Source organism: Nocardia wallacei, assembly GCF_029869545.1.
GTDB lineage: Bacteria > Actinomycetota > Actinomycetes > Mycobacteriales > Mycobacteriaceae > Nocardia > Nocardia wallacei_A.
In genome coordinates this window covers 1-24,918 of the sequence record NZ_JARWQD010000256.1, presented here as the reverse complement: position 1 = coordinate 24,918, position 24,918 = coordinate 1, and the positions used below count along the sequence as shown (strand labels likewise).

General features: G+C 69.4%; 18 protein-coding genes. 1 reads left to right on the top strand and 17 read right to left on the bottom strand.

What is annotated here, in order from left to right; all coding sequences use genetic code 11:
- The 17 genes from QH290_RS21745 to QH290_RS21665 form a co-directional block, all read right to left on the bottom strand.
- A partial coding sequence (locus QH290_RS21745) for an NAD-glutamate dehydrogenase domain-containing protein (RefSeq protein ID WP_280384803.1) occupies positions 1 to 2,784 on the bottom strand: 2,784 nt, incomplete at its 3' end.
- Between the two features lie 140 nt (positions 2,785 to 2,924).
- A complete protein-coding gene (locus QH290_RS21740; protein WP_280384801.1) occupies positions 2,925 to 3,716 on the bottom strand; it encodes a hypothetical protein in 792 nt (263 codons plus the stop codon).
- Entirely contained in the window at positions 3,713 to 4,759 is a 1,047-nt protein-coding gene (locus QH290_RS21735; RefSeq protein WP_280384797.1) for a discoidin domain-containing protein, read from the bottom strand. Before QH290_RS21735 ends, QH290_RS21740 begins: the two co-directional genes overlap by 4 nt.
- A gap of 99 nt (positions 4,760 to 4,858) precedes the next feature.
- Positions 4,859 to 5,200, bottom strand: coding sequence for a helix-turn-helix domain-containing protein (locus QH290_RS21730; protein ID WP_280265234.1), 342 nt, complete (start codon positions 5,198 to 5,200; stop codon positions 4,859 to 4,861).
- A gap of 28 nt (positions 5,201 to 5,228) precedes the next feature.
- Positions 5,229 to 6,950, bottom strand: coding sequence for a type VII secretion protein EccE (gene eccE / locus QH290_RS21725; protein ID WP_280265233.1), 1,722 nt, complete (start codon positions 6,948 to 6,950; stop codon positions 5,229 to 5,231).
- Entirely contained in the window at positions 6,947 to 8,302 is a 1,356-nt protein-coding gene (gene mycP, locus QH290_RS21720; RefSeq protein WP_280384795.1) for a type VII secretion-associated serine protease mycosin, read from the bottom strand. The genes eccE and mycP overlap by 4 nt, the downstream gene beginning before the upstream one ends.
- Positions 8,302 to 9,846 carry a type VII secretion integral membrane protein EccD gene (eccD, locus tag QH290_RS21715; protein WP_280265231.1) on the bottom strand — a complete coding sequence of 515 codons (1,545 nt, stop codon included), beginning with the start codon at positions 9,844 to 9,846 and terminating at the stop codon, positions 8,302 to 8,304. Before eccD ends, mycP begins: the two co-directional genes overlap by 1 nt.
- On the bottom strand, positions 9,843 to 11,561 hold the full coding sequence (locus tag QH290_RS21710; protein WP_280384793.1) for a MinD/ParA family ATP-binding protein: 1,719 nt from the start codon (positions 11,559 to 11,561) through the stop codon (positions 9,843 to 9,845). The genes eccD and QH290_RS21710 overlap by 4 nt, the downstream gene beginning before the upstream one ends.
- Positions 11,562 to 11,596: 35 nt before the next feature.
- A complete protein-coding gene (locus QH290_RS21705; RefSeq protein ID WP_280384791.1) occupies positions 11,597 to 12,427 on the bottom strand; it encodes an ESX secretion-associated protein EspG in 831 nt (276 codons plus the stop codon).
- Between the two features lie 34 nt (positions 12,428 to 12,461).
- The gene (locus QH290_RS21700; protein WP_280265228.1) at positions 12,462 to 12,752 is read right to left on the bottom strand and encodes a WXG100 family type VII secretion target; all 291 of its coding nucleotides are present in this window, start codon (positions 12,750 to 12,752) and stop codon (positions 12,462 to 12,464) included.
- A gap of 41 nt (positions 12,753 to 12,793) precedes the next feature.
- A complete protein-coding gene (locus QH290_RS21695) occupies positions 12,794 to 13,201 on the bottom strand; it encodes a hypothetical protein (RefSeq protein WP_280265227.1) in 408 nt (135 codons plus the stop codon).
- A 45-nt stretch (positions 13,202 to 13,246) separates the two neighbouring features.
- Complete coding sequence (locus QH290_RS21690) at positions 13,247 to 14,671, bottom strand: PPE family protein (protein WP_280384789.1); 1,425 nt, start codon at positions 14,669 to 14,671, stop codon at positions 13,247 to 13,249.
- Positions 14,672 to 14,692: 21 nt separating this feature from the next.
- Positions 14,693 to 15,004 (bottom strand): PE domain-containing protein, encoded by a 312-nt coding sequence (locus QH290_RS21685; RefSeq protein WP_280384787.1) that lies wholly within the window; start codon positions 15,002 to 15,004, stop codon positions 14,693 to 14,695.
- Between the two features lie 113 nt (positions 15,005 to 15,117).
- Positions 15,118 to 19,131, bottom strand: a complete 4,014-nt coding sequence (gene eccCa / locus QH290_RS21680; protein WP_280265224.1) for a type VII secretion protein EccCa — start codon at positions 19,129 to 19,131, stop codon at positions 15,118 to 15,120.
- Positions 19,128 to 20,684: a type VII secretion protein EccB gene (gene eccB / locus QH290_RS21675; protein WP_280384785.1), complete on the bottom strand. Its 1,557-nt coding sequence runs from the start codon at positions 20,682 to 20,684 to the stop codon at positions 19,128 to 19,130. The genes eccCa and eccB overlap by 4 nt, the downstream gene beginning before the upstream one ends.
- A 5-nt stretch (positions 20,685 to 20,689) precedes the next feature.
- Positions 20,690 to 22,408, bottom strand: a complete 1,719-nt coding sequence (gene eccA / locus QH290_RS21670) for a type VII secretion AAA-ATPase EccA (RefSeq protein ID WP_280384783.1) — start codon at positions 22,406 to 22,408, stop codon at positions 20,690 to 20,692.
- A 378-nt stretch (positions 22,409 to 22,786) separates the two neighbouring features.
- Positions 22,787 to 23,641, bottom strand: coding sequence for a bifunctional 5,10-methylenetetrahydrofolate dehydrogenase/5,10-methenyltetrahydrofolate cyclohydrolase (locus QH290_RS21665; protein ID WP_280262876.1), 855 nt, complete (start codon positions 23,639 to 23,641; stop codon positions 22,787 to 22,789).
- A 210-nt stretch (positions 23,642 to 23,851) separates the two neighbouring features.
- Between QH290_RS21665 and QH290_RS21660 the strand changes: the two genes are divergently transcribed.
- Positions 23,852 to 24,724: a YdcF family protein gene (locus QH290_RS21660; RefSeq protein WP_280262873.1), complete on the top strand. Its 873-nt coding sequence runs from the start codon at positions 23,852 to 23,854 to the stop codon at positions 24,722 to 24,724.
- Positions 24,725 to 24,918 lie beyond the last annotated feature (194 nt).

The following is a 24,918-nucleotide window of genomic DNA, read 5'->3' as shown; positions in this document are numbered from 1 at the left end:
ACCATCACGACGCACCACCCGAGCAGGCGGAACCACCTGCCCCGTCGCATGATCCACATTATCGGTCACATCCAACAAACCCGAGATGAACGTGCGATAACACGCCACCCCCTCGGCCTGCAACGCCTGACGATCCGCGGCAGGGTCGTCGGTGGGCGTCGGCGGCCGCTTGACCACGAACCCGCCCTTGGCCCCCACCGGCACGATCACCGCGTTCTTCACCGCCTGCGCCTTCACCAGGCCCAGCACCTCGGTGCGGAAATCCTCGAGACGATCCGACCACCGCAACCCACCCCGGGCCACGGCGCCGAACCGCAGATGCACGCCCTCCACCCGCGGCGAGTACACGAAGATCTCGAATTGCGGCCGTGGACGGGGCAATTCGTTGATCGAGTGCGGATCGAACTTGAACGACAGATACTCCGGCGACTGCCCTTGGTCGTCGCGCCGGAAGTAGTTGGTGCGCAAGGTCGCCGTGATCAGCCCCAGCATGGCGCGCAGGATCCGATCGGTGTCCAGGCTGACGACGGCCTCGATCTCCGCCTGCAGCCGCTCCGCGATGGCGGCGGCACGCACCGAGGCGACCGACCCGACCCCGTCGGGATCGAAGTAGGCGTCGAACAATTCGGCGAACGCGCGCGCCGTGGTCGGATGCGTGACGAGCGCGCGGGTGATATTGCCGAAGGTGTAGGCGAATCCGGCCTGCTGCAGGTATTTCGCGTAGGCACGCAACATCGCGACCTGCCGCCAGTGCAGCCCGGTGCGCAGCACCAGCTCGTTGAGCCCGTCGACCTCGGTGCGGCCGTGCCACATGGCGGCGACCGCCTCCGGCAGGCGGCGGCGAATACTGCTGTCGGGCAACGTCTCCGGATCCACCGAGTTGGCCAGATCCGCCTCGATGTCCGGATCGGTCGTGCCGCGCAGCAGCGCCGCGGGCACGCGCAGGCCGAAATCGTAGATCCACTGCCGGGAACCGTCGGCCAGGTCCAGCCGGTAGGGCCGCTCGTACACCACCTCGACGCCGAAGCTGTGCAGCAGCGGCAGCACCCGGCTCAGCGAGACCTCGGCCCCGGCCACGTACAGCGTGAATCGCCACTCCCCCGACGGCGCGTCGGCGCTGCGGTACAGGTTCGTCTCGATCGCACCGTCCGAGAGCCGACGCATCCGGCGCAGATCATCCAGGGCCTGCGCGGGCGAGTACTCCTCCTGATAACCCGCCGGGAACGCGGACGCGTAATCCTTTGCCGCGGCCGACAATTCGGGATTGCCCCCGGCCTCGGCCAGCAGCCGATCCGACCAGGTCCGGGTGGTGGCGAACAACAGCTCCTGGATGCGTTCGCGGTTGGACTCGGTGATATCGGCGAGGGGCGCGTCGGGCTTGCGATGCACCGTGAAATAGACGACGGCCAGCTCGGATTCGGTCGCGCGGGCCGAATACGCCACCTGCTCACCGTCGAACTCCGCCTGCAGGACGTTCTGCATCCGCAGCCGCACCTCGGTGGAGTAGCGGTCACGCGGAATGTAGACCAGGCAGTAGACCGCACCGCTGCCCGCATCGCGCCGGATGAACAGCCGCACCTGGCGACGCAGGCCCAAATTCATGACGGCCGAGACGGTTTCGAACAACCGGCGGGCATCGGTGGAGAACAGCTCCACCCGCGGGAAGGTCTGCAGCATCTCGAGCAGGCCCTGACCGGAGAACGAGTTCAGCGCGAAACCCGCCCACTCGATCACCTGCAGCACGCGCCGCGAGATCACCGGGATATCGAGGATGTTCTCGTGCGCACCGGCCACGGTGAACATGCCGACGAAGACGTGCACGCCGCGCGGCGCGATCGGTCCCCCGGCGGGCAGGAACTGCTTGGGATCGGCATCGCCGTAGTCGGCCACGCTGATGAAGTAGATGTCCGGGGAACCCGGCATCATGGCGTCGGCCGAACCGTTGGCCATCCGCAGCACGGAGTCGTCGCCGTCGAACGCCGGGACCACGATCTCGCTGCCCGATTCGCCACGCAGCACGCCCAGCCCGGTGCCGGACACCGGGATCGGCGCGGCCGGACCCTGTTCTGCCGCACCGAGATTCGGGCTGTCGTAGTAGCCGTAGCCCAGCAGCGTGAAGTGCCCGTCGGCGAGCCAGCGCAGCAAACGCGCGCATTCGGGAATCTCGGCGTCGCGCACCCACTCGGCGGTGTGGTCGAGCCGGTTCGCCAGCGCGCGGATCGCCCGGGTCATGGGCGTGGTGTCGTCGGCGACCTGCCGGATCACCCCGAGCACCGGGCGCAGCGCCCGCTCGACCTTCTCGATCACGTCGTCGCCGACATCGGACCCCAGCTGCACGTGCATCCAGGACTCCCGGACCGCGTTGCCGCCCGGACCCTGCCGCTTGCTCAGACCCGAGCTGCCGTCGCCCTCGGCGGGAGCGATGGCACGCAACCGGCCGTGGTTGTCGCGCAGCACATCGAAGACCGGATGCACTACCTCGGTGACCACGGCGCCCAGCCGGCGCAGCGCGGCGGTCACCGAGTCGACCAGCAGGGGCATATCGTCATTGACGATCTGAATCGCCGGGCCGAAGCCGTCCCCGGCGCGGTAGACGCGCGTCAGCGCCTTACCCGGCCGCCGGACCGCCGCCAGCTCCAGGTGCTGCCGGTAGATGAGTTCGGCGCGGCCGGTGATCGCCGGGGCCGCGGCACCCGGTTGAATCCAGCGGAAGTAGATCGCTTCCAGGTCGGTCGGATCGTCACGGAATCGCTTCCATGAAATCGTCTGCTGGGTTGCCGCCACCGTTCCTCCGTGTCTCGCGCATGCACTCCCTGCCGCCCGACCCGGGTGAAGACCCCATTACCGTGCCGTTGTTCAGCGGTACAATCTGATGGTAATTCGCGTGGTCAAGGCCACTCTCCCCATGAGTGGGGGGATCCCCGTTAGTGGACCAGGCCCGCGCGCTGGGCGAAGGTGCGCACGCCAGCGCGGTCGGTGAATGCGCCCGATTCGATCCGCAAGCCGCTGCGGCGGTCGGCGTACAGCAGCGTGGCCGCCGGGCCGACCCCGACGAAGACCGGCGTATCGGCCAGCGAGGTGGCACCCCCGGACCGCCAGCGCGCGATGGTGTCGGCCGCCTGCAGCGCGGATTCGGCCTGCACCGTCAGGGTCAGGGGCCGACCGCCGGTGATCCCGCCCGCCAGCAGCGGCGAATTCGCCTCGACGACACAGCTTTCGGCGCCCGCGGCACCGCCGGACCGGCAGGTCGAGGCGGTCCGCAGCGACTCCGGCAACGACTTCGGATTCCCTGCGGAGATACCGGTCCCGGGATCGGCGAGCCCGTCGAAGGAGGGCGGAGAGAAATCGCACGAGCGGAATACGAAGATCGCCAGCACCAGCAGCACGCCGAGGATGATCGACGCCGTCTTCCACGACATCGAGTCGAGGCGCTCGGCGAGGTGTTCGGCGCCGAAGGCCGTGCGCTCCACGCCTTTCGCGGCGCGTCCCGCGTCCTCGACCACGTGCCCGGCACCTTTGAGTGCCTTCTTCGCGGTCCGCTCCGCCGACTGCTCGATCGCCGAGAGCGTCGTATGCGCCGGGTGCTCGGCATGCGGGCTCGCCGCAGGGGCGGCCGGAGGTGGGCTCGCCGCCGGGAGCGGTGCGCCGCAATGCGCGCACTGCGACTCCGCACCACTGTTGCGGTGCGAACAGTACTGGCAGATCATCGGCGTCACTGTCCGGTGATCACAATCGATGAGATGGCGGTGGTGTTGACGGAAGGATCGCCCTTCGACTCGAGGATGGTCAGCGTGACCTTGGAGGCGTTCACCGCCGGCGAGAGATTGGTGACCACCAGGCTGCGCTGATCCAGGGTCTGCTGGGTGTAGGTGCTCGAGTTGGAGTCGTTGAACTGGTACGAAACCCGGCTGACCGTGCGGTACTTGTTCCACTGATCGGCACCGTCGGAGCCGACGCCGTCCCAGCCGGGCACGATGCCGATCGAATCCACCTTGTAGTTCTTGCCGAGATCGATGGTCAGCACCTGGCCGTCGAGCTTGTAGGCCCGCACGCACGACCACGCCTTCCCCGCCTGCCCGGCGAAGGCGTCCATGGCGTCGGTGCTGCCCGAAGGGCAGTGCGCGCGGGCGGATTTCACCTGGATCGCCTGCCCGGGCGCGTCGGCCTTGCCGCTCGCCGAGGGCTGCGGTGACGCCGGGGCCGCCGCCACCGGCGTCACGACCACCACCTGGTCGGACCCCTTCTCCTTGCCGCCGGTGGTGACCAGCACCAGCACCAGCAGCACCGCCAGCACTCCGGCGGCGGCCAGCGCTATCTTCGGCTTGCGCAGCTGGGTCAGGACATCGTTGGCGACACCGGCCGCCCCGGCCGGTCGCTGCTCCTGCGCCGGTTTCGCCCGCTCCGGCTCGGGCTCGGATTCCGCCGCCTTCGGTGGCGCGGACAGCCGATTACCGGCCGTCTCGGCGAAGTCCGAGGTGAATTCGATTCCCCCGGACTGGCTGTCGGGCGGCTGCCCGTTCAGCAACGCCATGATGCGATCGCTGGCCTTCGGGCCGCCGCTGGGGCGGCGCGGGGCCGACACCGGCTCGGACACCGGGCCGCGGGACACCGGCTCGCTCAGCTCCACCCGGGCCGAGGGGACCCCGGAATCCGCGTCCGGCGCGGCCGGTGCGGAGGGGGATTGACCGAACGCGGGATCGGACAGCAGAGCGTCCAGGACAGCGCCCCGGTGGCGGAGAAACACGTCCTCGTCCGGCATGGTCGGGATGGTATCCGTCCTGGTCCGGGCGACGCGGTTACGCTATTCCCGCTCCTGAGAAAGCCCTACCGGCACAAGGCGTTCCGCCCGCGCGGGCGGTCAGCGGCTGCTCTCGGCGGTGACGAAGTACTCGGGCGGGACGTCGAACACCCGGGCCAGGGCGATGATCAGGTCCAGCCGGGGAATGGCCTCGCCGTGAATGAGCCGGTAGAGCCCCGACTGCGAGACCGGGACATCCGGGTAGGCCAGTTCCAGATGTTGCGCAAGCGAATACAGCGTCAGGCCCCGCGTCGAGCCGTCCTCGGTGGACACCACCGACTCCGCGATCAGACCGGACAGGCGGCTCGAGAAAATCGCCGCCGCAGCCTGCCGGGGAGTCTGCGCGTCCTCACCGTCCTGATGCTGGAAGTCGCCGCCCTCCGACTGGGAATCCGCTACCACGTTGACCAACATTACCGTCTCGAATCTCCTAACCCACTCGACGGTCGCCGGGCGGTAGCGGCACCGTCGTCGCAACGGACTCGTAGGGCACCGAGGCGCCGGGCGGCGGCTGGGCCGGGGCATCGTAGTAGCGGGTCTCCCCGCGAGGCTCGATCAGGTCCACCCGGACCGTGCGCATCGGGATGTTGACGTCGACGGAGGTCGCGCTGACCTGATTGATGGCCAGATCGGCGGACCGCCGCCGCGGCGTACCCGGATCGCTGATCGTCACCGTCGTATGCGCGGTGGATCCCTGCGGAGGCACCTGATCGAACACGGCGATCGTCGCGTGGTTGGACGGCGGGCCCGCCGGTCCGCCCTGGTCCGGGTCGGACGCCAGACGCAGCGAATCGGTATCGCCGACCGCCGACACCAGCTGCGACCACCGGTGCGGCCGTGCCGAATGCACCTCGACATCCGCGCCGACCACCATGGCCCGCAGGACGATCTGTTGCGCCACAGGCAATTCCGCCTGCACGTCGACGGTGCGCCGCCGCGGGTTGTACCGCACCGGATCGAACAGCGGCAGCGCGAGCGTGTGCCGCGGCTGCCCGCTGATGGTGCCGAGGATCTGCCCATTGGGGCCGATGGCGATCGGCAGGTCGGCGAGCAGACCGGGGGGCGCGACATCGTTGCCGGTGTCGTCGGCGGGTACGGCCCGCACCGACGTTCCCGTGGGGAGGGTCGCGAGCAGCGCGGTCGACTGCTTGCCGCCCAACCGGCGCAGATATCCGGGCGGATCGGTCATCAGCGCCGGACCGACGTAGCGCACCAGGCCGCGCGGGCCGAGCGCGCCCCCCGCCAGGCTCACGACCACCGTGGTGCGGCCGCGGTTCCAGGTCCAGCAGTCGTCGAGCCCGGCGCCGTCGAGGCGGGTCCAGTCGATCGCGAAGCTGGTCACGAACCGACCCGGTACCGAGGGCTCGAGGTGGCCCCACTTCTCCCGCAGATCCGGCAGTTCCACGCCGGCGTGCAGCAGCCTGAGGGCACCGCGGAATGCCTCCGCGGGCAACGCCTGTGCGGCGATACCGCGTTCGCGCAGCCGTCCGGCGATCCGATGTGCCGCCGTCGCAAGGGCTTTGGGACCGGACAGCGCGGCGGGTCCCCGGCGCGCCAGCGCGGACAGGTTACTTTCCTGGTCCAGCCGGAGCACCAGCCAGGTGGACCGATCGCCGACCACGGGATGCGACCCGATCAGCTGGTCGTAGAGCATGCTGTACCCGGTGCTGGGCCGCACGCGCTGGCCGGTCGTGACGATGTCGATGTCGACCGACAGGCCGAACTGATCGAGCATCGGCAGCAGATCGTCCACCGGCACGATGTCCTCGGTGTAGACCGTCTGCTCGGCAATCACCGTGGGCAGGCCCAGGTCCGGGGCGAGCTGAATCATCGCCACCAGCGTCGATCCGGCCTCGTGGATGCCGCAGACACCGGCGGCGACCGCCACGTCGCGCACCTCGGGGAGCGCCGCACGGGCCTGCGCGCGGGCCTCCCGGCCGAACCGGAACTCGCCCCAGTCCAGCAGCCAGCGGACCGTGGTGCGGCCGCCGACCCGGACGGTCACCGTGATCAGCAGCAGGCCGACGATCGCCGGTCCGACCCAGAGCGGGGCGCGGGCCCACAGCCCGGCCACCACGAAGCTGCCGCCGATCACCACCGTGGCGACAGGGCCGCGCTCGAGACTGCCGACTCGAATGCTGGGAAAGCTCACCCACGTCTCCCGATCACGTTCTTCGCCCGACTGGCGATCACACCGAAGATCACAGCCGCCAGTATCACGGCCGTCGCGATCAGCGCCGGACGCTGGTCCCGGGGACGCTCGGGCGGCTGCAGCACCAGCTCCGACGCCCGGAACAATCCGACCGGCGGCTTCGGCGGGGTCCGGTAGCTCAGTGCGGCCGCCGGATCGATCACACCGGCACCGACGGCGTTGTCGATGCCCCGGGCGGGGGCATGCGCCGAAGCCTGCAGGCGCGCACCGATTTCGGAGGGGGTCTCGTTCGGGAACCGCGATCGCAACAGCGCGGCGACACCGCTGACGTAGGCCGCGGCGAAGGATGCGCCGCCGACCGGGACCAGCTTGCCCGGCTCACCGATGCCGTTGATCAGGCCGCCGCCGCCCGGGCCCACCGACTCGATACCGGTGCCGGGCGCGGCCACCGAAACCCACGGCCCCGACAGCGAGTCCGGCATCGGAGCGCCGTTCGGCGTGGTGAAACCGACGGTCAGGACCTCGGGCGCGAACCATCCCGGTGTCGAGATCGTCTTGACCGCACCCCAATTGCGCGAATCGCGGGGGCGGCTCGGGTCGATCGCCGGATTCTGTTCGCAGCCCGAACTTCCCGTGTTTCCGGCGCCCGCCACGATCAACGCGCCGCGGACGTGCACGGCATGCCCGATGGCGGCCGACAGCATCGACTGGTCCAGGCCCGCGTCCGCCGGGACGCAGATCGGCAGCGCCACGGTGATGACCTGGGCGCCGAGATTGGCCGCGTGCGTGATCGCGCGGGCCAGCGTCCGGAGCTCGAGCGCCACCTTCTGTGACTGGTCGCCGCCGCTGCGTTCGGGACTGAACGCACCCGAGCGGTATCGGATGGAGATGATCTCGGAATCCGGTGCGACACCGGCGAATCCGTCACCAGCGTCCGGGGCCGCGCCGATGATCCCGGCGATCAGCGTGCCGTGCGCGTCGCAGTCGGACAGGCCGTCACCGCCGGTGGACACGTAGTCACCGCCGCCGGTGAGGTTGGGCAGGCGCGAACTCGGCGAGACGCCGGTGTCGATCACCGCGACCTTCACCCCGGCGCCCCGGCTCAGCGCCCGTGTCCGCGCGAGGTCCAACGCACGCTCCGGCGGTGGTGCCTGCGACAGATCGCTGTCGGGCAGCACACCCACCGCGAGGCAGCCCTTGTCCTGCTTGGTCGGCGCCTCCGGACCGGGCGCGCCGTCCGGCGGCGCCGCACCGACGGCGACCTCCGGGGGTTCCAGCGCCGCCGCCGGTGCCGCGCCGGTGGCCAGCGCCAGCGTGGCCATCGCGATGCCCACGCCCCTGCCGAAACCCATCACAGCGCTCGCATCGCCGTGTAGATGCCCATCACCCAGCAGGCGATGATCGGCACGATGAGGATCAGCGCGTACTCGATCAGGTCGATGACCCGGCGGGTCACCGGCGACAGCCGTTTGCCCGGCAACCGCAGCGCCGCAACGCATCCCGCGCCCGCGGCCAAGGCCACCACCAGCGCGACCGCGAGCCGCGCATACCCCGTGCCGTACGCGTTCACCAGCACGAACCCGATGCCCGCGACCGTGACCGCGGCCGCCGAGATCAGCGAGATCGCCTGCACCAGATCGGGATACCAGCGCGCGCGCATCGCCAGGATCCCGGCCACGGCGGCACCCATGACGATCTCGCGAATACCGCCCGGCGCCGTCGCCGCGGAGATGATCACCGACACCGCCAGCAGCACCGACACCGCGGCGATCAGCCCGCGCAGGCTGGTCACCGCCAGCCGGGCCCGGCCCTCGATGCCGGATTCGGCCAGGGCGCGCCGCCTTTCGGACTCCTGGGTCTCGGCCTGCTCCGGATCCGCCTCCCGGGCGGATTCGGCATCGAAGATGTCGGCCAGGGTCGAGGGGGCGACCTCGTTGCCCGGGTCCGGCAGGTCGGGCGGGCGGATCCGGGCGGAGATCACGGCCAGCCGCGGCGCCGCGGTGAGCAGGATGATGCCGACGAATACCGCGCCCCCGGCCACCTGCTCCAGGGATATGTCGAGATAGGTCAGGGGCAGCACCACGGCGCAGACGACCACGCCCAGCACGGTCACCGCCATCAGCGTGGCGATGCCCAATCTGGTGAGCCGCAACATGGTTGCCGCGGCCACGGCGGCCACGACCGAACCCGCCGCCACATTGGCCGCGGCGAACGGACCGGGCTCACCGTAGGCCGGGGGCACCAGCATCGCGCCACCCGCGAACAGCAGCGGCAACGCCGTCAGGGCCAGACCCAGGCAGATGCGCGGCTCGGCACGCTTGCGTCCCGCGGACAACGCGGCGGCCCAGGCGATCGCGCCCAGCAGCAGTGCGGGCAGCCCGCACCACAGCAGCGAGCCGGTCTCGACCCACGACAGCGACAGCAGCGCCGCCGTCGCGGTCGCGCCGAAGCCCAGGACCGCGAGGCCGACGACAACGGCTGTGCCGCTGTCGAATTCGGCGAACTCCCGCTCGTTGATGCCCGCCAGCGCGTCGGTGATGTCCTCCACCACCGGGGTGAACACCTCGGCCGATTCGATGACCGACAGCATCAGCACGGTGCCGTCGACGACGTCGTGATCGGCCAGGCTGCGCCAGCGCGGGATCGGCGGCTCCCCCGGCCGGGCCAGGCTCCACTGTCCGGTCGGCGGGACGAAATCCACCGTCTCGTCGTTGATCGCGCGCGCCAGCACGCCCAGCAGATCGTCGATGAAGGTCTCGATCGTGAACTTGGTCGGCACCACCACGTCCACCTGGTAGCTGCCGACCATGACAGCGATCCGCGCCCGCGCCACCTCGGCGGAGGGCTGCTGCGCCGGGGCCGGGGGCGGCGAGGCCGGGGCGAACGCGGTGCTCATCGCCACCCTCCGCGATCTCCCGGCGCACCGCCGCCCGGATGGCTCGGTATGCCGTCGGCCAGCGACGCCGCGAGTTCCTCGAAGGCCAGCAGCGTGTCCTTGTCGAGCAGGCGCAGATCGATCTCGCCGCCCTCGGCCAGATGCGGGTCGTAGGGCACCACCTGCGTGGGGCGCTGGGCGCTGGCGAACAGCTTCTCGATCTGGTCGACCTCCACGGTGGGCTTGGCGGGCTGGTGGTGCACGATGGCGACGATCGACTTGGCGATCAGATGCTGCAGGCCGTGCGAGTTCAGCCAATTCAGCGTCGCGACAGCGCCTTTCACGCCGCCGACGGTCGCCGGGGTGACCACCACGACGGCATCGCTGGTGTGCAGCACCGCACCGGTCACCGAATCCAGGACGCCGGTGCCGCAGTCGACCATCAGCAGGTTGTAGTGGCGCCGCAGGATCTCCACCGCCGCCGCGTACTCGTGGCCCGACAGCGCCGCGGTCGCCTCGGTGTTCCACGGCGAGGCCAGCACCGCCAGATCGGAGTCGTTGATCGAGGTGAACGAGTGCACCGCCGAGAACGCATCGAGGTTCTGCGACTGCGCCAGGTCCCGCAGCGTCAGGCCGTACGGATGCGGCGCGGTGCGCGAGGGCAGGTCACCGAAGTCCGGATTGCCGTCGATGGCGACCACGCGGTCGGGCCGCAGGCTCGCGAAGGTGGAGCCCAGCGCGGCGGTGACCGTGGTGCGGCCGACGCCGCCCTTCACGCTGACGACCGCGATCTGATAGGTCGAGGTGAGCTGGCGGCGAATGCGGCCGCGCCGGTTCTCCACGCGCTGCTCGGCCGGGGACAGGCCCAGGTTGAAGCCCACCTTGTTGAGGGCGCCGCGCATGCCGCTCTGGGACTTCAGCTGGGCGCGGCGAGCGGCCGCGATATCGGCCAGCAGGTCCGCGGAGGTCAGTGCGGCGGGGAGCACCTCGACGCGGGCATGCTCGTACGAGCTGCGCTCGATGCGATCGGGCACCCAGGACGTGGTGGGTTGTCCTGTCGCCCCGGTGGTTTCGGGGGTGGCCTCGGCGGACCGCCAGGGCGCCGCCGCGGTCTCGGATTGCGCCTCCGCGGACTGCCATGTGGCGCTGGAGGTTTCGCTCGACGACCGGGCCTGGGCGTAGGACTGGGACTGGGTCTGGGCCGACTGGGTCTGGCCGGACTGAGCCTGGCCGGTTTGCGCCTGAGCGGATTGGACCTCGCCCGTTCGATCCTGAGCGGGCTGAGCCTGCGCAGGCTGGCTCTGGGCGGACCGGTCCTGGCCGGACTGAGACTGGATCGACGATCGGCCACGATCCGACTGCTGAGACTGTGCGGAGCCCTGGGGCTGAGCGTACGCCCGCGCCTGGTCCTGCTGTGCCGAGGACGCGGCGGCATCCGCGGAGTTCTGCGCCGCCGGACGCGGCGCCTGCGCGGCGGACGACGGCGGGCTCACCGCGCCGGAAGTCGTTGGGGGCCGGTCGGATCCATTCGCCTCCGGCGGCCGCGGCGCGCCGATCACGGGCTCGCCGTGCTCATGGCGCGGACCGGCCTGCGCGGCAGCCGATCCCGCGGAGGCGGCGTGACCGCCCGCCCCGGCCGACTCCACCTGCTCGGCGGGCGCGAAGAACGCGTCGTACCCACCCCGAGCCCGGACTGACTCGGCGGCATGACCGTTCGTACTCGGTGCTCGGTTCATTTCCCTCATCCTCTCGACGAACCCAGCGAAAAAACTCAGCCGGTGCGCGCGGTTTCGAACCAGCTGCGGCCGGGTAGAAGCTCCACCAGCGCCGCGACACCGGAACGGATCGCCGCGTCGTCACCCGGCGCATAGGTCGACCAGACCTGCCCATCCATCGCGACGCTGGGGGTCACGACGATCCGGCCCGACAGCGTATCCAGCACGCTGAGGCAGACCTCGGTCTGGGCCGAACCCCCGTCGCGGTGCTCGATCAGCAACACCTCCGCCCTGCGCACCACCTCGTCCAGTACGCGGGTCAGGACGCCGGCGGTGTGCGGCTGCGCACCCAGTTCCACCAGCGCCCGCCGCCGCTCGTCCGGCTCGGATGGAACCTCCTGAAACTGCTCCAGCGGCGCGGACATCGGCTCGAACCGAAGCGCCTGCCCGGGCCCGAGCGCGGCGGTCAGGGCGGCGGCCACCGTGTCGAGCTGCCGGTCCTGCAGGAATACCGACTGGATGACGATGTGGTCGTCCGACCGCACCGCCAGCACATGGGTCTCACCGGCTCGGACCAGCGACATCCGCAACATGCCCCGCGGCGCACCGTCGCGGCCGTTGTCCAGCACGCGCGCGACCAGTTCCATATCCGGCCGGTACAGGCACTGCAGCCAGTGCTCGACGACGGGGTGGACCCGGCCGTTGTCGAGAACCCCCACCTCGGTGAGTTGTTCCGCGACCACGGCGCGAACCCGGTTCAGGTCGTCGAGGTTGTAGATATTCGGCAGCAGTGCCAGGACCGGCGGATAGGAGTCGATGCCGACCAGATGCTGAAGCAGCAGGGCGGCATCGACATTCAGGTCGACTGCGACGGGATCGTCTTCCACACCTTCACCAGATACGTGGGCTGACGGACGGATGTCAGGAATAGAACATCTTGCCGTTGCTCTGATCCGTTTCCCGCATCAAGCCCTGCGAGCCGGCGACGTTGTTGATCGCGAGCTTCACGCTGTTCAGCGTGCCGCCGTACTGATCCATTTTCGTCTGCAGCTCGTTCATGACGTCCTCGTACCCGGTCGCACCCGCGCCCTTGAACTTGGTCATCAGATCGATCTTCAAGGCCCGCAGGCTGCTCAAATTGTCTTCCATCGCGCCGAGGATGCCACCGAGCTGGTTGGCCTGATAATCGACGCCGTTGAAGTCGTACTTCATTTTTGTAAGTCCTTCTCACTCCGTATGTTCAGCGACAACCGTCACCAGGAATTGGTGTCGACCTTGGTATTCGTTTGCGACATCGCACCGTCGGACCAGCTGCCGCGGCCGCCCGTCCAGTCCTCTCCGGCCTGGTAACCCGGCTGGGCCTCCAGCGCTTCGGCCTTCAGGATCTGCTGGGCACCCGCCAGGTCGTCGGACTCGACCTTGACACCGGCCTGGTTCAGATCACTGATGATCTTCGCCAGCGTCCCGGCCAGGGACTTACCCCGCTCATGGGCATTGCCGACGGTGTTGTAGATCGCGTCACCGGCGCCCTTACTGACCACTGCCGCGCGCAGTTCGTCCTGCACACCGGTGAGGTTCTTCAGCAGGCCCTCCAGCACGTCCAGCCGATCGCCGGTGGTCTTCGCCGAGCCCCTCAGCTCGTCGGGTTCACCAATGTACATTTTCTATTCCTTTCGAGAATGTCTTGATTCCGACCTCGGTGCGCATCACCGAGGACGCTCTGCTGTCGCCGGAACGGGCTCGTCGTCGATATTCTCGATGACGCCGACCAGGACCGGTTGATCGACGTAGTCGAATTCTTCGCGATCATTGTCCGCATATTCGATGACGCCGATAATGGGCGGTCTCTCCAGGACCGGCACCTCCTCATGTTCGCCCGGTACGAATACCTTCGACGGCCGCTCGTCGTCGTCGCGCCGCCGCCGCATACGCGCCATCGGCGCGCCCCCCCCGCGCGGCGGGGTCTGGGGTGGCCTGGGCGCCGGCGCCGCCGGGGTGGGCAGCGGGCCGAATGCCTTCACGGCACCCGGATTCCAGTTGGTCGGCATCCGGAAGCCCGTCGACCCACCCGACATCGATCCCAGTCCGCCGTTCAGCATCCCGAGTCCGACGAGACTGCCTGCGCCACCGCTCAATCCGGCCAGGGTCGTCGAATACGGCGAGGTTCCGTAGAAACCCGTCCGATCCTCGCCGAGATAGTTCTCGCCGAAACCGGGGTCCATGCCCGGATCGGTGATCCCGTCGGCGAGGGACGTCGTCCCCTCGTCCGGTGTCATCGCGTCGCCCTGCGGGCCCGTCGGATCCGAGGGGCCCGGCTTGTCCGAGCCACCACCGGTATCGCCGCCGCCGTTGTCCGGCCCGCCGCCCGGATCCGATTTGCCGCCCGAATCCGGACCGGAGCCACCGGAATCCGGTCCGCCGCCGTCGTACTGTGGCTTCGAGTCGAAATCGACGCCCTGCCTGCCCGACCCCGGCCCCGTATCGTAAACCGGCACAGTGGAATCCCCGCCGCCACCCGCGATCGGCGGCGCCTCCGGCGAGGGCGGCAGGCTGGCCACGAGCCCCTCGGATGCCGCCTCGTAGGCGTACATCGTGTAGGCGGCCTCCATCCACATCCCGTAGTACATGGCCTCATTGGCCGCGATCGCGGGGGTGTTCTGGCCCATCTCGTTGGTTGCGCTCAGGATGGCGAAGGACAGCCGGTTGGCGACGATCAGTTCCAGCGGGGGCATCGCGCCCCGCGCCGCGGTGTTGACCGCCGCCGCCTGCGCCGCCAGCGCGGCCGTCTGGGTCGCCACGACGGACTGCTCCCGCAGCCACATCGCATGCTTGCGGAACGCGCCCTTGGCCTTGGTTCCCGCCGGGCTGTCCCACGCCGGTTCCAGAGTGTTGGTGGAGCCGTCGGAGCCACCCGCCGCCGCGGCCAAGGCGTCGGCGATCGCCGTATAGGCCGCGGCGGTACCCGTCAGGGGCACCGGCCCCGGTCCGGAATTCAGACGTGCGGAATTCACCTCCGGAGGCAGTGCGCCGTAGGCGCCCGTCTCCGGTGCCGTGGCCAGGTTGTCCACGATCTTGGACAGCTCGTCCATCATGGCCGCGGCGATTTCCGCGGCCTCGGCTAATGAATCCATAGCGCGATTCCTACCGAATCGTCAGTTGCCGAATACGTCCCGAGAGGTGACCTGCATGCCTCCGGCGGTGTCGCCGTTGAGGTAGTTCAGGCTGGACTCCGGCAGTTTGGCGTTGCCGTCGTTGAACCGCACCATTCCCTTCGTGACGGCTCGGTGGCACTCGTTCTTCTGCGCCTTGAACGCGGTGGCGACGCGCCTGCTCACCGGGTCGGCTCCGGCGGGGAGCGGCACGCAGGCCGCCGCCGCCACCGACATCAGATCGGAGAGCGTCCCTCCGACCACGACATTGTTCGCGTATGCGGCCGAGACTTGGTCCGCGTAATGCTGGAGCATAGGAGTCTCCTATCGACTGTGCGCCGAGCTCTTACAACGAGTCGGTACATCAAGAACGCTAAGGCATTCCCAACCTTGGGGAACCTGGCTTTCCGGCGGGCTCGGTACCGGTATCAGTCCTGGTCAGTCAGCACGGCGGCCTGCACCAGATCCTTGCGGGAATGCAACGGCTCCACGAAAATTCCGCGTCCCTGCGGCTGCTTGGTCGCTTTGACATCACCGATGAGCATGCCGTCGAGTTTCGAGCCGTCCATGATGAATCCGGAACAGTTGAGGTTCTTGATCTGACCGATCACGTTGTCGTACATCGCCATATCCGCCTGGGCGATACTGCGTGCCACGATGACGTGCAATCCGGTGTCGCGGCCGTCGACGATCAGGTCCTTCAGCGGGTCCAGCGGATTCATCGCACCGCGCTGCACCACCATGTGATAGTCGTCGACGACCACGAAGATCTCCGGACCGCTCCACCACGAGCGCTCCTTGAGCTGTTGCGAGGTCACGCCGTCGGGTGGGCGGCGCGAGCGCATCTTGGCGGCGAAGGGCGGCAGGCCCTCGGTCAGGTCGCGTTCGCTGGTCAGGTACCCGATCAGCTGGTCCTCCGGCATCGCGTCCATGTGCTGGCGGCGATAGTCGACCAGCAGCACGCGGGCCTGGTCCTTGGTGAACTGGGTGCGAATCGATTCCAGGAGGGCGGCGATCACCGTCGACTTCCCGCAGCCCGACGATCCCAGAATCGTCAGGTGGGTCGAGACTCCGAAATCGATGGTGGCGGAACTGAGGTCGGACTCCCGCACACCGAACGGAACCACCAGGCGCTGCGCCAAGGTCGTGGGTTCCGGTCGGCGGGAGAGGATCTCGGACAGCACGATCCGATCCGGGAGCAGCTTGACCTCGGGTGCCCTGCGGCCCTGGTAAGTCTGCTGCAACTGCTGGGCGGCGGCCCCCAGACCGGCCGCCACCGACTCGGGATCGCCCACCCCATCCGTGCGGGGCAATGCGGTGAGCATATGCAGCCCCTCGGTGGACACGCATCGTCCCGGGCGGTTCGGCGGAATGGCCGCCACCACCGCGCGATGTGTATTGAACGTGGTATCGGTGAGATCGCCGAGGCGCATTTCGAGCCGGGTCTGGATCATGTCCTTCACCGTCGGGCGCACGGCCGCCCACCGTGAACTGGCGATCACCAGGTGGATCCCGTAATTCAGGCCCTGCAGGGCGATCGACTCCACGACCGGGAAGTACTCGTCGTAGTAGGGGCCGTTGAGGGAGAACCCGACGTCCCAGCCGTCGATCACGAAGAACACGTCGCCGTGCCGGTCGCCGTGGGCGGTGAGTTCCGCCGATTCGGCCGGCGAGTTCCGGCGCCTGCGGAATTCGCGCATCGTGTCGATGCCGAGTTCGGTGAACAACGACTGCCTGTTCGCCATCAGGTTGGTGATCAGTGCGAATGTCCGCCGTACCCGGTCGCTTTCGCGCGAGGACGCCACGGAGCCGACATGGGGAACCCCGCGCAGGCCGGACAGGCCGCCGGTGAAATCGAGGCAGTAGAACTGCACCTGCTCGGGAGTGTGCGTCAAACCCGCGGACAGGATCAGCGTCTGCACCGCCGTGGACTTGCCGGACTGCGGGCCACCGACCACGGCCATATGCCCGCCCGCCCCGGACATATCCGCCGACCACACGTCCTGTCGCTGCTGGGCGGGCCGGTCCACGATGGCCATCGGAATCTGCAGTGAGCCCGGAGTGGCCTTGGCGGTCAACCGCTCCAGGGTCGGCGGGACGTTCAGCGGCGGCAGCCACATCTTGTGCGCTCGCCGGCCGTTTCCGGCCAGCTGCTGCAGCACGGTCTCCATCAGTGTCACCGGCTCGGCGTCGGATTCGGGCTCCGGCGCGATCAGCTCGGGCTCGACAAGCGGCTCGGTCCGGGTATTGGCGATGTGCGCGGCCGTGAACCGTTGCGGCGGACGGTATCCCCCGCCGGCTCGGCGCGCGCGCTGGGCGCTGGCCGTGGAGGCCTGTGCGGGGGCCGTGTAGGTCGAGCCGACGTAGGCCGCCTGGAACCGCTGCAGGTCACCGGCGCCGACGCGCAGGTAGCCCGAGCCCGGCTTCTTCGGCAGGTGGTAGGCGTCGGCGGTGCCGATGGCGTCGCGGGAGTCGCTGGTCTGGTTGGTGCGCAACGCGATTCGATACGACAGGTGGGCCTCGAGCTCACCCATCCGGTTGGCGGGCACCTTCTGCGAGGCCAGCAGCAGGTGGATGCGCAGCGACCGGCCCAACCGGCCGATGGCCACGAACAGCTTCGAGAAGCTCGGATGCTGTTCGAGCAGTTCGGCGAACTCGTCGAGGATGATCAGCAGCGTGGGCAGCGGCGCCAGCCGGGCGCCCTGTTCGCGGGCCCGCTCGTAGTCGGCGACGCTGGCGAAATTGCCCGCGTCACGCAGAATGCGTTGCCGCCGAGCCATTTCGCCGTTGATCACGTCCTCCATACGGGTGACGAGATCGGCCTCCTCCTCCATGTTGGTGACCACGGCGGTCACGTGATGCAACCGGTCGAATCCGAGGAACGTCGCGCCACCCTTGAAGTCGACCAGCAGCAGGTTCAACGTATCCGGCGAGTGCGTCGCGACGGCCGAAAGCACCAGCGTCCGAAGGAATTCCGACTTACCCGACCCGGTCGCGCCGATGCACATACCGTGCGGGCCCATGCCCTCCTCGGCCGATTCCTTGATATCGAGGTAGACCACCTGCCCGGTCGGATCGTGCCCGAACGGGATGTTCAGCCGCGCCCGGTCGCTGTCGCTGCGCCGCGGCCAGTACTGCTCGACCCGGATATTGCCCGGATCGGGAATCCCGACCATGTCCTCCCAGGACGTGCCGCCGCTGGCCTGCTCGGCCGCCACCGCCTCCACCACCGTCGACAGGCGGTACGGGGAGATGCCGCGCGCCAGCGCCGTCATCGCGGGCACCGACATGGTGTCCGACGCCCCCACCAGCCGCGGTCCCCGCGAGGTCACCTCGTGCAACTGCCGATCCTCCGACACCGTGAACGTCAGCGCCCGAGGCAGATTCTGCTCGGCCGTCCCCAGACGCAACCACGTGCAGCCATCGATACCGGAGATATCACGCTCGCTGGCCGGACCACCCACATCGACGATCAGCAGATAATGCGTGCGATCCAGCGTCGGCTGACTGTTGGCCGAGAACGGCCCGCGGTTCAATCCCGCCAGCACCTTCGCCCGCAACTCGGCCACGGTGCGGTAGACCATCCGCTCCGACCCGATCGCGTCGGTATCGCTGGGATGCTGGGTATGCGGCAGCCACTTCAGCCAAGACCACTGCGGCGCATCGGGATCCGACAGCACCGCGGCCACCGCCACCTGATCCGGACCGTGCAACACCACGATCTCCGCGATCATCGCCCGCACCAGCCCGGCCACCGCGTCCGCGTCCCCGTCGAAACCGACCTGCGGCGCCGAGAGCAGATTGATCGCCACCGGCATGCCGCCGACCGTCGAGTAGGCCTTCGCGAACCGCGTCACCTCGACCACACCGACCGGATCCAGATCCGACGTCGGCGCCGCCTCGGGCACGATCACCCGCACCTGATTGGCGATCCGGCCGCGACCCACCCGCACCCGCAGGAACTGCGGGCTCGCGACCTGCACCTCCCACATCCGCTTCCCGCCCACCAGCCGCGCGATCTCGGCCGGGCCCGGATGGGTGTACCGCAGGAAGGCGTGCAATTCCGTCTCGGCCGTGTGCACGGTCTTACGATTGTCGGCGATCGAGCGCAGATAATCCTTGCGCTCCTCGTTCAGGCTCGCGGCACCACCGGAATTGTTGCCGCTCATCGCCCCGCCCATCATCCCGAACATCGAGAACACCATCATGGCGGGGAACATCAGCATCATCGGGTTCATCGCTCCGCCGCCGTTGCGGAACATCATCACCATCATGCCGCCCATGCCCGCCACCATCACCACGGGCAGGATCAGCTTCCACCGCGACATCGGCACCGGATTCGGCAACTCCGTCGGAGGCTGCAGGCGCAACTCGGTGACCGCGGGTGCCTTCGGCCCACGCACCGTGCGGGCGGGACGGACGAACCGGCGAGTCGTCGTCACGACGTCCCACCCTCCTTGGTCGGTAATCCGATGGCGCCCTTGTTGGTCGGGATGCCGTCGTGCTGGATGCGGGCATCGCGCTGCGACAGCGTCGGTCCGGTCGCGAACAGCGACACCACGCTCCACGGCGCGGGAATCGGGGCGCGCAGCCCCAGCGCGGTCAGCGTCGAATCGGACGTGGCGCCGGGCGCGACATCGATGCCGTAGCGCACCCCGCTGTCGGAGATCCAGAACAGCGACTCCCGGCGCGGCGAGCCCGGATCTTCCCCGGTCACCTGCACGAAACGGCCGGCGGACAGCTGCGCCGCGTCTGCGGTCGCACCGCGCGAGGTCGAGGCCGTCACCAGGTCGACGGCCCGGTTCTGCTGGTCGGCCGGTAGCGGCAGTTGCCGCCCGACCAGCAGGTCCATGGTCGCGTTGGGGTCGTTGGCGCCGCGGGACCAGTGATAGCAGGTCACGCCCGCACGCTCCGGATCCACGAGTTCGACCCGGCGGGTCGGGTAGTCCGCCGTGCCCGGCCACGCGCCGGGTCGCAGATTCGCGGCGATCACATTCGGCCCGACCGTCGTCGTCCCCGTGGCGCCGCGCGAATCGGCATTGCGGACCATGGCCGCGAGCACGGGGCTGATCTGCACGACGCCCGATTCCGCCACCAGGTAGTAGGACAATCCCCTGTCCGGCGCGGAGGCGGTCAGCACCGATCCGATGGGCACCGACATCCCCGTACTCAGCGTCGTCGTGCTCCCGGCGCCCGGGATATCCGGCACCCGCAGCGGCGGCGTTTCCGGGATCGCATCGATCAGGCCCTTGGAGGCCGTGATCACCGGCGAGGTCGGATCGATACCCAGCGCCAGGGTCACCGCCGAATCCGACAGATTGATGCCCGCCCGCACGATGCCTTTGTCCTTGTCGCGGTAGACGAGCCAGGTGCTGGAGTCGGCGCGCAGCAGCCGCGCCGCATTCTCGCCGAGCGGTGCGGTGGCATCGCCGTCGACGGTCAGCGGACCGCCGATCGCGGTGGTACGCACCGCGGATCCGGCCGTGGTCGGCAATCCGGTCGCCTGATTCACCGGTGCGGCCGAGCCGGTTCTCGTGGTGTCACACACCGCCCACGACGAGTCGCGGCCACCGCTGTCGGTGATGCTGCCCGGCGCTCCCGGAATGCCGACCCACGGCCCGCGCGGAAACTTCGCCAGCTCGTCGCGCGAGACCTGTACCGGTTTATCGGGCTTCCCGGCGAGCAGCCGCGCCGAAGTCAGGTTCAGCGCGGGATACATCCGGTTGTTCAGGCGCACGAACAGCGCGCCGGTGTCCTTCTCGGCGACGATATCCGAATTGCCGACCTTCTTGGCGGGCTTGAAGAACGACAGGATCGCGGCACCCGCGATGATCACGCACGCCAGCGCGATTCCGATCGACAGCGCCGTGGAACGGCCGCGCTGCGGGTCGTCGATCATCGACGCATCGCGCCGCACCAGCGCATGCTCGATCCGGCGCAGGAGGAACCGCCACCCCGAAATCTGGTGTTTGGTCACCACCCGGAAACGCGCCACGGGCGTCAGCTCGTCGAGGCGGGCGCCAGCCCCGCCAGCGCGGCGGAGATGTCGAAGGCGTCGACCGTCATCAGTTCCTCGTTCGTCATCGCCGCGACATCCACGTTCTCCCGGGTGAAGCGGTAGTCGCGCTCGGCCTCGGCGGCCTCGACGACATTGCGGACGAAGCGCCCGTTGCCGGCGAGGTCGATGAGCCTACGGCCGTTGCGGGTCTGCTCCGCCAGCTGCTCGCAGCGGTCGTGCAGGATCTCGCGCGCCTGCTCGGACAGCACCGAATCCTTCTTGCGCGCAATGTGATCCGCGATCTGCACCAGCTCCTCGGCGCCGTAGCTGGAGAACCGGATGCGCTTGGTGAACCGGGAGGCCAGGCCGTCGTTGGAGGCCAGGAAGCGGTCGATCTGATCCTCGTATCCGGCGATGATCACGACCAGCTTGTCGCGGTCGTTCTCCATGCGCGCCAGCAGCGTGTCGACGGCCTCCTTGCCGAAGGCGTCACCGCCGGACAGACCCTCCTGAATCAGCGTGTATGCCTCGTCGATGAACAGCACGCCGCCGAGCGCGGAGTCGATCAGCGCATTGGTCTTCGGCGCCGTGTGACCGAGGTGGGTGCCCACCATGTCGTTGCGCGAGACCTCGATGACCTCCGGGTTCTCGACGACACCCAGCCCGGCGAAGATCTTGGCGATGACGCGCGCGATGGTCGTCTTACCGGTTCCGGGCGGACCCGAGAAGATCAGATGCTGCGACTTGGATTCCACGGCCAGCCCGCGCTTGGCGCGCACCTGGTCCATCAGCACGCCGGACTTGAGCCGGTCGACCTGCTCCTTGACCGAATCCATGCCGATCTGGGCCTGCAGCAGCTCCGACGCCTCGGTCAGCAGGGTCTCCCGCTCCTTGCGGGCCGCCGAGGCCGCGGCCTCCGCCGGATCGTCGCCGGTGGAGGGATCCCACAGATCGGTGCGGGAGGCGAGCAGGTCCGGCGTGGTGACCTCGAGCCGGTAGGTCTTGTCCTTGACCGCCCGCTGCCACTCCTCGCGCTCGGGCCACAGCCCGGAACCCTGCAGCCCCTTGAGGATCCGATCGGCGTTGTCGTGATCGCCGTTGTGCCGCAACAGCATTCCCAGCAGGAAGTGCGCGTCGGCCCAGATGTAGGAGGTGTTGCCGGAGGAGCTGTCCTCGACGATGCGCTGGGCGCGCGGCAGGGCCTCGCCGATCCGCCCGAGATGGGCCAGCGACTGGGCGGTCATCAGCTCGGCCGCGATATCGAGCAGCCCGTCCTCCAACGTCGGCTTCGCGGTGCGGGCGTCGATCACGTCGACCCAGCGTTTCGTCCTGTAGTACAACGACATTCGGACGAAGTCGGCCACATCGTCGGTGGCGACCTGCGCGAGGATGGCGGCGGCCTCCTGCCACTCCCCGCCCTCGGCGTACGAGCAGGCCTGCGCGATCGCGATCTGGTCGCGGTCGGCCATGGCCACCCGCAGCCCGTACATCCCGATCTCGACCTGGCACCACAGCGCGCGGTCGGAAAGGCCCGCCCGCTGCTGGTCGCGGTAGAGATTGTGCACGGAGCGATAGGCCCCGTAGATCACTTCGGACGTGATCTCACCCGCCATGGCGCGGCCCAGCCAGGCATCGCACATATCCGGGTCGAGATCGGTGGCGGCCCGGAAGGCGGCCAGCGCATGCTCCGCATTGCGCACACCGCCCGCGACCAACCCCAAAGATTGAACACCTGTATAGAACGCGTCCTCGGCCGCTGACACCGACTTCCCTTCCGCCGCTCTCGCCTGCCCGAACCATAGACAGTCCCGATCCACCACGAGGTTGGTCGATTCCCACCGTTGGGAAGGTGAGCTTGGACGAGGCCGCAGGATAGGACGTTGTCCAGGTGTCCGCTATTGATCGCGCCGCTTTCTGGCGATACCCTTCGGCTCCGGGCGCTTCCCTATCCCACACCTGCAGGCGCCCGTTGCGGGGGGGGGGGGGGGGGGGGGGGGCCCCCCCCCCCCCCCCCCCCCCCCCCCCCCCCCCCCCCCCCCCCCCCCCGCCCCCCCCCCCCCCCCCCCCCCCCCCCACGCCTCGGCGGGCGGACCCTCCGACTACGCCTTCCGACCAGCCTCCGCCGCCTGCACCACGTGCCGCATCAGCAAGGCGGTCGTGACCGGCCCCACGCCGCCCGGAACCGGGCTCAGCGCACCGGCCTTCCCCGCCACCGACGCCGCGTCCACATCGCCCACGATGCCGCCGTCCGGGCCTTCGTTGGTGCCGACATCGATGACGACGGCGCCCACGCGGACATGCTCGCCGGAGATCAGGCCCGCGCGCCCGGCGGCGGCGACCACGATATCGGCGGCCGAGGTGACCGCGGGCAGATCCGCGGTGCGCGAATGGCACACCGTGACCGTCGCATTCTCCGCCAGCAACAGCTGAGCGAGCGGCTTGCCGACCACATTGGAGCGGCCCACGACGGCGACGTGCCGCCCGGCCAGCGGAATCTCGTGATGCTTGGCCAGTTCCACGACCGCCTCGGCCGTGGCGGGCGGGAAGCTCGGCAGCCCGCTGGCGAGCAGGCCCAGTGACAGCGGGCTCACCCCGTCGACATCCTTGCCCGCCGCGATGGCGGAACTCACATCGTCGAGGCCGACACCGGCCGGGAGCGGGGTCTGCAGCATGACCGCGTCCACGGCCGGGTCCGCGCTCAGCTTCGTCAGCTCCGCGCGAATCGCCTCCGCGGTGGCGTCCGCTCCGAGATCGATGGTGTCGCAGGCGATTCCGAGTCGCTCGGCGGCGCGCTGCAGCGACTTCACATACCAGCCGCTGGCCGGATCGTCGTTGGCGACCACGAGGACCAGTCGCGGCGCGCTCCCCTGCGCGGTGAGCGCGGCGGCGCGCTTGTCGGTATCGGCCCTGAGTGCGGCGGCAAGGTCCTTGCCGGTCAGCGAAGTCGTGTCCACGGGCTCCCACCCTATCGGGCGCCGGACCGGCCGCGACGGCTGGCGTGGCGTCCATCGCTATCCACCCGCTATCGCGTTACATCCAGAAATGTCACAACGTGAAATCCTCGCCGGGCACGCCGGTCCGCCGTATCGTTGGCTCGATTGTCCTCGAGCCAATTGCCAGCAACACGCGCATGACCCCATTCGCTCGGAAAGGTGTCGACTGCAGTGAAAATCGCACGGCGTTTTCGATATCTCGCCGCCTCCTCGGCGGCCGCTCTCCTGCTCGCCGGGCCAGCCGCCACCGCGGCCCACGCCGCGGAAGGCCCGGCCCCGCTCTACAACTCCGCCCAGGCCAACTTCACCAACGGCAACGATCCCGCCGGGCTGGCCGATCTGCGGCAGCTGCTCGACGAGACCCCGGACGACACGCAGGCCCTCGCGCTGCAGGCCGTCTGGTCGGACTACGTCGGCGACCTGGTCGGCCGCGAGGCCGCGCTGAACCGGCTGGCTGGCATCGACGGCGGCATGGCCCAGGGCACGCGGAACCTGCTGGGCGCCATCGGCGCCGCCGTCGGCACCCTGCCCAATCCGCTGCCCGCGCTGATCGGCCCGCAGACCGGCATCGTGGTGCTCGGTTACGGCCTGCTGCCCGACGGCACGCTGCGCCCGGAGCTGGTCAACCGCCTGCAGGCGGCCTGGCTGCAGGCCATCGCCGCGCCGTGGTCGCCCATCGTGGTCACCGGCGGCAACCCGCAGAACGGTGTGCCGGAGGCGGCGGCGATGGCGGGATGGCTGATCGGGCACGGCATCCCGGCCAACCGGGTCCTGGTCGAGGATCGCGCCGGGTCTACGGTGCAGAACGCGCTGTTCAGCACCCGCATGCTGCGCGATGCGGGCGCCACCAGCGCGGTGGTGGTGACCTCGCCGAACCACATCCGCCGCGCGGTCGCCGATTTCATCGTCGCCGGAACTCAGGTGGTGGGCGCGATGACCTCGACCGATCAGCTGGTGTCGCAGCTGCCGCCGCCGAACAAGGCCGCGCAGCGCGGGATCTACCTCGACGCCACCCGCACCTTCCTGCTGCCGTCCTCCCGGTAAACCGCTTGCCGGGCGGTGGACAATGATCCGATGACCGCATCGTCACCCCCGCAGTCCGTCGTCGCCGAACTCCGCGCCGCCGGTTGCGTATTAGCCGAGGGCGGGGGCCCCCGGGGGACCCCCGCGGGCGGCGGCCCCGCCGGGCCGGGTTTCCCGGGGGGGGCCGGGGTGGCGGGGCTACCGCGGGGACAAAA